Below are 6,901 nucleotides of genomic sequence, written 5' to 3'. Positions count from 1 at the left end.
GGAGGTGGGATTATTAATACGATTGATTATAAATCTTTAATGAAAATTTCATTAAAAGCTCTGATGATTTATGTTGTGAGCTTATTTTTATTTCCATTTGGATTTATTGTGTTGCCTTCTTATTTTATTAAGTTAGGATTGGAAAAAGATAACAGATTGGCTCTGATATCTTTCGGGATATTTTTTGTGTTGAGTTTGGTTGTGTCGACTCCTTTGATTGCGATTCCTGTCGGATTGTACATAATTTTGGTGTTCTATTCGATTTTGAATTTGCTAAGTTCAGGATTTTCTGACACACAGGCTATAACGATTAGTTTCGTTGGAATTTGTGTTTTTGTTTTGTTGACGAATTTGCTTTTGAAATTTAATGCGGGCATGTCGATTGCAGATGTGATTAGCCACAAGTTGAATGATTTCATGAAGGTTTTGAGTTCTGTGAAGATGGATGATGAATTGATGATGTCTGTAAAAACTATGTTTGAACAATCAACTAAGCTTATTGTAAGAGCTGTGTATGCGATTATGGGAATTGTTGCTTTTTACACAAGCGTGTTGAATGTTTACATTCCACAAAAATCAAAAGAGCACAAGTTTCACGATTTCAGAATAGACAAGATATTCACAAGTGTAGTTGTGGGCTTGGTGTTGATTTCTGGAGTAACTTATTTTGTGAATAGAGATTTGGGAAATTATTTGTTGTATAATTTGTCGATATTCGGTATTTATACGTACTTATTGGGCGGAATTGCACTGATGTTTTCGTATTTGAAATCATTGTCGAAGCCTTTCAAGGTGTTGACTGTGCTAGTTTCAGTTGCAATTCAACCATTTATTTATATTTTGGCAGTCTTGGGAGCTGTGAACAGCTTCAAGGATTTGAGAAAGAAGGAAAACAATGCAAGAGCTTAAATATTCACTGAAACATTTGATTGTACAAGCAGTTTTGTTGGTGATACTTTCTGCGATTTTGTTTTATTTTCAAAATATCATAGGAACGTTGGCTTTTATCGCTTCGGCTTTTATGATTATGAATCAATACACATACATCAACAAAAAGAACCAAAAGGTTGAGGACAAGATTATTAATCTTAACAACGAGTTTACAGATATTACGAAAAATGCTGTATTCAAGGTTCCTTTTCCACTTTTGATTCTCAATGATAAGAATAAAATCAGTTGGTTTAATACGTATTTTAAGGATTTGTGTGACGATGAGGTTGAGATTTTCAACAATGAAATTGAAAATATTCTCGATTTGAAAACTGTAAATGATGATGAGAATAATTTGGATTATTACGAAACGCAAGTTGACGGAAAATATTACAGATTTTATCCTGTTACTATAAAAGATAGTGAAAACAAGGATTTGACGTTGCTTTACGGTATCGACAATACTGCTTTCATGGATGTTGTGACGCTTTTGGATGAAAAAAGGCTGGGACTTGTCGATATTTTCATCGACAATTACGACGAGGCTCGTAACAGCATCAAGGAAGAAGAAAGAACGAGGGTGTTCTCGGAAGTTGACAAGATTTTGCAAGATTTTGCGAGAGAACACAATGCGTATATTAGAAAGTACGAATCGGACAAATTCGTGATGGTCGTTGAGAAGCACGAGCTTGAAAATATTATGCAACAAAAATTCTCGGTGTTGGATATGATTAAGGATATTAAAAACACGAATAATGTTCCTGTTACTTTGAGTATTGGGGCTTCGATTGTTGGAGATAATCCTTACGAAATTCACGACAAATCAAGGTCATGCCTTGATGTTGCACTTGGCCGTGGCGGAGATCAAGCGGTGGTTGACACTGGAGAGCTTAAATATTTCGGCGGCAAGAACAAGGCTGTCGAAAAACGTAACAAGGTTAAGGCGAGGGTTGTGTCTCACGCGTTGAAGAAGCTTATCGAACAAAGCTCGAATGTGTTTATCATGGGACACAAAAATCCAGACATGGATTCAATTGGGTCTTGTTTGGGAATGTTGGAAGCGTGCAAGATTAATAGCAAGGAATGTTACATTGTTTTGAATGAGGTTGGCCCTCAAATCGAAAATATTTATAATGCGGTTTTGGAAGAAAAACCAGATTACAAGAAATATTTTGTGAAGAATGCATTTGCAAAGGAAAATTGCAACAGCAATAGTTTGGTGATTATTTGCGACAATCACAGGAGAAATTCTGTTGAGTGCCAAGAAATCATGGATATTACGAAAAATATCGTGGTTATCGATCACCACAGAAGAAGTTCCGATTATATCAAGGATACTTCGTTGACTTATTTGGAACCTTACGCATCTAGCGCATCTGAAATGGTGACGGAAGTTTTGTTCTACATGACAGAAAAACTCGAGATACCAAAGATTGTAGCAGAGGCATTACTTGCAGGAATTACTGTGGATACGAAGAATTTCTTCTATCAAACAGGTGTTAGAACTTTTGAAGCGGCATCTATTTTGAAAAGACAAGGCGCAGACAGTGTCAGGGTTAAACAACTTTTCAAAGACGATGAGAGAACTATCAAGCTCAAATCAGATGTTATTGCTTCATCGAAAATGTATAGAAACAACATCGCCATCGGAAGATTGGAAGAAGAAGTTGACGAATCCATTTTGGTTGCTGCACAATCAGCAGATGATTTGCTCAACATTTTGGGAGTGGAAGCTTCGTTTGTGTTGGCGAAATTAAAAGATAAAATCCATGTTAGTGCGAGAAGTTTGGGTAAAATTTCCGTGCAATTGATTTTGGAAAAAGTCGGTGGCGGCGGTCATCTTACAAGTGCAGGTGCGCAACTTGATTGCAGCATGGATGAAGCAGAAGAAAAGATAAAACAAGCAATTGATGAATATATCAAGGAGGATACGGATGAAAGTTATATTGACTAGTGATGTAGATAAGTTAGGAAAAGCTGGCGAAATGGTTAATGCAAAGACTGGTTTTGCGAGAAATTTCCTACTACCAAATAAATTAGCAGTACAAGCAACAAAAGAAAATATCAAAATTTGGGAAGAAAAACAAGCAGAATTAAGAGCGATTGAAAGAGAAAACATAAAAAACGCTAATGAATTAAAAGAAAAAATCGAAAACACTAAAGTTAAGATTATCGCCAAAACAGGTGAAGGAGACAGACTTTTCGGTTCAATCACTTCTATGGATATAGAAAAAGCATTGAAGGATCAACACGGTTTGGATGTTGACAAGAAAAAAATCGAAATGAAAGACAACATCAAATCTTTGGGAACATTTAATGTTGTGGTAAAAGTATATCCAGATATTAACGCTAATTTGGAAGTAATTGTAGACAAGGAATAATTTTAAAATACACGAAAGAAAGGCGGTGAGGTAATGGAGAATCAACAAAATATTATGCCGTGCGATTTGGAAGCTGAAAGAAGCATAATCGGCGCGATGATAATTGACGAGAGAGCTGTGGATGATGCGGCAGAAATTGTGGAGCCGGTGGATTTTTATTCTACGAAATACCAAGAAATCTACAAGGCGATTTTGCAAGTAATTGACGAGAAAAAGCCTGTGGATTACATTACGTTGGAAGACCAATTAAAATCCAATAATATGTACGAAATTATCGGTGGAATTGATGAGCTTATAAGCATTTCAGAAGCTGTGGGAAGTGCTGTAAATGTAAAATACTACTCAGAAATTGTCAAAAGCAAGGCGATTATCAGAAACTTGATGCGTGTATCACAAGATGTGATTGATATGTCCATTGCCAATAATTCCGTTGGAGAGGTTTTGGAATACGCTGAAAGTAATATTTTCAAAATCAGTCAGAATAGAAATCACCAAGATTTGGTTAAAATCCAAGAAATGTTGGAGCCAACTCTTGCAAAGATTGGCGAAATGAGTATGAGCCAAGGACAATTAACTGGTGTTACGACTGGTTTGATTGATTTGGATAGACAACTTTCGGGGCTTCAAAACTCGGATTTGATTTTACTTGCAGCGCGTCCTGCGATGGGAAAAACATCACTTGCACTAAATATTGCATACAAGGCGAGTGTCAAACACCACGTTGCAATTTTTTCTCTTGAAATGAGTAAGATGCAATTGACTCAGAGATTATTGTCTGCTCTTAGTAACATTAATTTGTCGGAACTTGTGTCTGGTAGAGTTACTGAGTGGACAAATCTTGGACAAGCGGCACAGCTATTAGCAGAAAGCAATATGTTTGTCGATGATACCTCGTCGATTTCACTTAACGAGTTACGTTCCAAATGCAGAAAATTAAAAGCGCGTGGCGAATTGGATTTGGTTATTATAGATTATTTGCAACTTATGACGACAAATTCCAAAAACGAGAACAGACAACAAGAAATCTCCACGATTTCAAGAGGACTCAAAGGCTTGGCAAAAGAATTAAATTGTCCGATTCTTGCATTGAGCCAATTGTCACGTGCGCCTGATCAAAGACCGAACCACAGACCAGTCATGAGTGACCTTCGTGAATCTGGGGCAATCGAACAAGATGCGGATGTTGTGTTGATGTTGTATCGTGATGATTATTACGATCCAGAAACAGACAAGCCAAACATCGCGGAAATTATCGTCGCAAAACACAGAAACGGTCCAACAGGAACTGTGGATACTTTATTCGACAAGGAACACACGAAGTTTATGGATTTGGACAAGCAAATGCCCGATGTAGGAGCGTTTGACAAATGATAACTACTGAGAGGTTAACGCTGGAAGGTTTGACATTGAACGATGCATTTGAAATCGAACAATGGGGAAAACACACAGACGAACGACTTATCGATTACAACTTGTCCGATTTGGACGATTTTGAAATAAAAATGTGGTATCGCCAAAAAAGAGAAATGAAAACGCAAAAATATTTTGCGATTAGGGATAAATCCCGAAAATTGGTGGGATATGTGGGGCTGAAACAATATGACAAGTTCACCAAAACGGCGTTTTTGGGTATTGTTTTGGATCCAAATGAAATGGACAAATCATACGGCGAAGAATCCATAAAAGCTTTGATTAATATGGGATTTACAGTTTACGGGCTGGACAGGATTTTCTTAAATGTGAATAATTTCAACAAAAGAGCGATAAAATGTTACGAAAAATGTGGATTCAGGAAGTTTTGTAGTTACGAAGAAGTGTTCGAAAATCAAAGATTGGACACGCACGATGAAGAATTTGATGAGTTTTTCATAGTAAAAGACGGGACAATTTTTTCGAAGAACACCACGATGGCGATTGATAATAAGAGGTGATTTTATGAAATATAGTGTAGAAAAATTTAAAATAGATTTGGGCGAAACACCTATTGAGAATATATTTTTGAATCAATATCTTCAAGTGGCCACAGGAAATCAACTAAAAGTGTATTTGTATGCCTACAAGCTTGCCAAGGATACTTCTGCAAATGTGGATATTTCAGACGAAAAAATCGCAAAGGCGTTGGATTTGACTGAAAGTGAAGTATCTGAGTGTTGGAATTATTGGTTGGATGAGGGAATTATCAAACGATACACTGACGCACAAACGCAAACTAACCACACGGTTTTTTTGAGTTTGAGACAATTGTATCTTGGAATTACAAATCCTGAACCAGACGAATCTCAGAAGACTTACATTCCACAAAACAGCCAAGAAATCAAAGAAATGTTCAGAGATATCGAAGACATCAGAGATATGGAATTATCAAAATCAGAAATGGAAAGAATTTTGGAACACATTTCCACTTATCACCAAACACCAGAGTTGGTGGTGACGGCTTTTCATTATTGCACAACTAATCCGAACACGAAAAACAACACCAATTACGTTTTACAAGTTCTCAGAAATTGGAAGCTTGACGGTATCATGACGTTGGAACAATGGCAAGAAGAAAACAACAAAAAGCAACAAAGAAAAACGAAGAAGAGAACCTACTACAGACCGAAGACTAACGATATTGAAAACAAGGCTACAAATATTAACTCAAAATTTTTGAACGATTTTATCAAGAAATCAAAAGAGCAAAAGGATAAATAATAATGAGCTACGCAAAAGAAGCCAACAGAATATTGGAAGATTACAGAAATCAATCCAAAAAAGAATTGGATATGAGATTTGAGGAAGTTTTTCGAAATGTTCCAGAATACCAGGATTTGATCCAACATAGAAATGAGCTTGGATACGAATATTTGAAAAAAAGCATCGGTGGCGACAAGGAAGAATTAAAAAACTTGGAAGATGAAATCAAATCCATTGAAGAAAAAATGCACAAAATGCTCATACTAAGTGGATATCCAAACGATTATTTGGAATTGAAGCATCACTGCGACAAGTGTGAGGATACTGGAGTTTATAACGGCAAAATGTGTTCTTGCAAGAAGACTATTATGGTCAACATTGCACGTGAGAAAAGCTCCCTTAACGAGCAAATGAAACAACAAAACTTCGATAGATTTGACATCAACGTGTTTGACACGAAAAAAGACAGCTCACAAGGAATGTCTCAACGTGAAAACATGGAAGCAATCAGCGAGAATTTGAAATATTACTCCAAAAATTACACGAAAAATGCGAAGTCGCTGTTATTGTACGGACAAGTTGGAACTGGTAAAACATATTTGTTATCGTGCATGGCGAAAGAAATCATTGAAAATGGATATTCTGTGATATATTTGTCTGCAATGCAATTGTTGAAGCAACTTTTTTCGATAAGATATCAGAATTTCAACGAAAAACCACAACCAGAAGTTGAAGATATCATCTACAACTGCGATGTGCTTATGATTGATGATTTGGGAACGGAAAATTCCACAGAAACCAACATCAGCTTACTATTTGATCTGTTAAATTACAGAATTCAAAACCAAAAAACTACGATAATTTCGACAAATATCGACCTTGATGATTTGACAACACAATACGATCAGAGAATT

Annotated in this window: 7 protein-coding genes; all 7 read left to right on the top strand. The window is 36.3% G+C overall.

Annotation, left to right across the window (positions count from 1 at the left end):
- Positions 1-909: DUF2232 domain-containing protein (locus KHW44_RS04725; protein ID WP_304066584.1), on the top strand; the 909-nt coding region annotated here is incomplete at its 5' end.
- Positions 896-2,884 (top strand): DHH family phosphoesterase, encoded by a 1,989-nt coding sequence (locus KHW44_RS04720; RefSeq protein WP_304066581.1) that lies wholly within the window; start codon positions 896-898, stop codon positions 2,882-2,884. The genes KHW44_RS04725 and KHW44_RS04720, both read left to right, overlap by 14 nt.
- The gene (rplI, locus tag KHW44_RS04715) at positions 2,865-3,311 is read left to right on the top strand and encodes a 50S ribosomal protein L9 (RefSeq protein ID WP_002842028.1); all 447 of its coding nucleotides are present in this window, start codon (positions 2,865-2,867) and stop codon (positions 3,309-3,311) included. Before KHW44_RS04720 ends, rplI begins: the two co-directional genes overlap by 20 nt.
- Before the next feature lie 33 nt (positions 3,312-3,344).
- On the top strand, positions 3,345-4,682 hold the full coding sequence (gene dnaB, locus KHW44_RS04710) for a replicative DNA helicase (RefSeq protein ID WP_304066577.1): 1,338 nt from the start codon (positions 3,345-3,347) through the stop codon (positions 4,680-4,682).
- Entirely contained in the window at positions 4,679-5,242 is a 564-nt protein-coding gene (locus KHW44_RS04705) for a GNAT family N-acetyltransferase (protein WP_304066574.1), read from the top strand. Before dnaB ends, KHW44_RS04705 begins: the two co-directional genes overlap by 4 nt.
- Before the next feature lie 4 nt (positions 5,243-5,246).
- On the top strand, positions 5,247-6,005 hold the full coding sequence (locus KHW44_RS04700) for a DnaD domain protein (protein WP_094205053.1): 759 nt from the start codon (positions 5,247-5,249) through the stop codon (positions 6,003-6,005).
- A gap of 2 nt (positions 6,006-6,007) precedes the next feature.
- On the top strand, positions 6,008-6,901 hold an 894-nt coding region (locus KHW44_RS04695; protein WP_304066569.1), incomplete at its 3' end, for an ATP-binding protein.

The organism is Finegoldia magna, from assembly GCF_018371055.1.
GTDB lineage: Bacteria > Bacillota > Clostridia > Tissierellales > Peptoniphilaceae > Finegoldia > Finegoldia magna_I.
Note: the sequence above shows the minus strand (reverse complement) of the source record. Positions and strands in the feature narration are given on the sequence as shown.

What these genes read in the sequence shown, in the direction of transcription:
- KHW44_RS04720 (WP_304066581.1), top strand. Translation starts at nt 896, where the DNA reads ATGCAAGAGCTTAAATATTCACTGAAACATTTGATTGTACAAGCAGTT.
- rplI (WP_002842028.1), top strand. Translation starts at nt 2,865, where the DNA reads ATGAAAGTTATATTGACTAGTGATGTAGATAAGTTAGGAAAAGCTGGC.
- dnaB (WP_304066577.1), top strand. Translation starts at nt 3,345, where the DNA reads ATGGAGAATCAACAAAATATTATGCCGTGCGATTTGGAAGCTGAAAGA.
- KHW44_RS04705 (WP_304066574.1), top strand. Translation starts at nt 4,679, where the DNA reads ATGATAACTACTGAGAGGTTAACGCTGGAAGGTTTGACATTGAACGAT.
- KHW44_RS04700 (WP_094205053.1), top strand. Translation starts at nt 5,247, where the DNA reads ATGAAATATAGTGTAGAAAAATTTAAAATAGATTTGGGCGAAACACCT.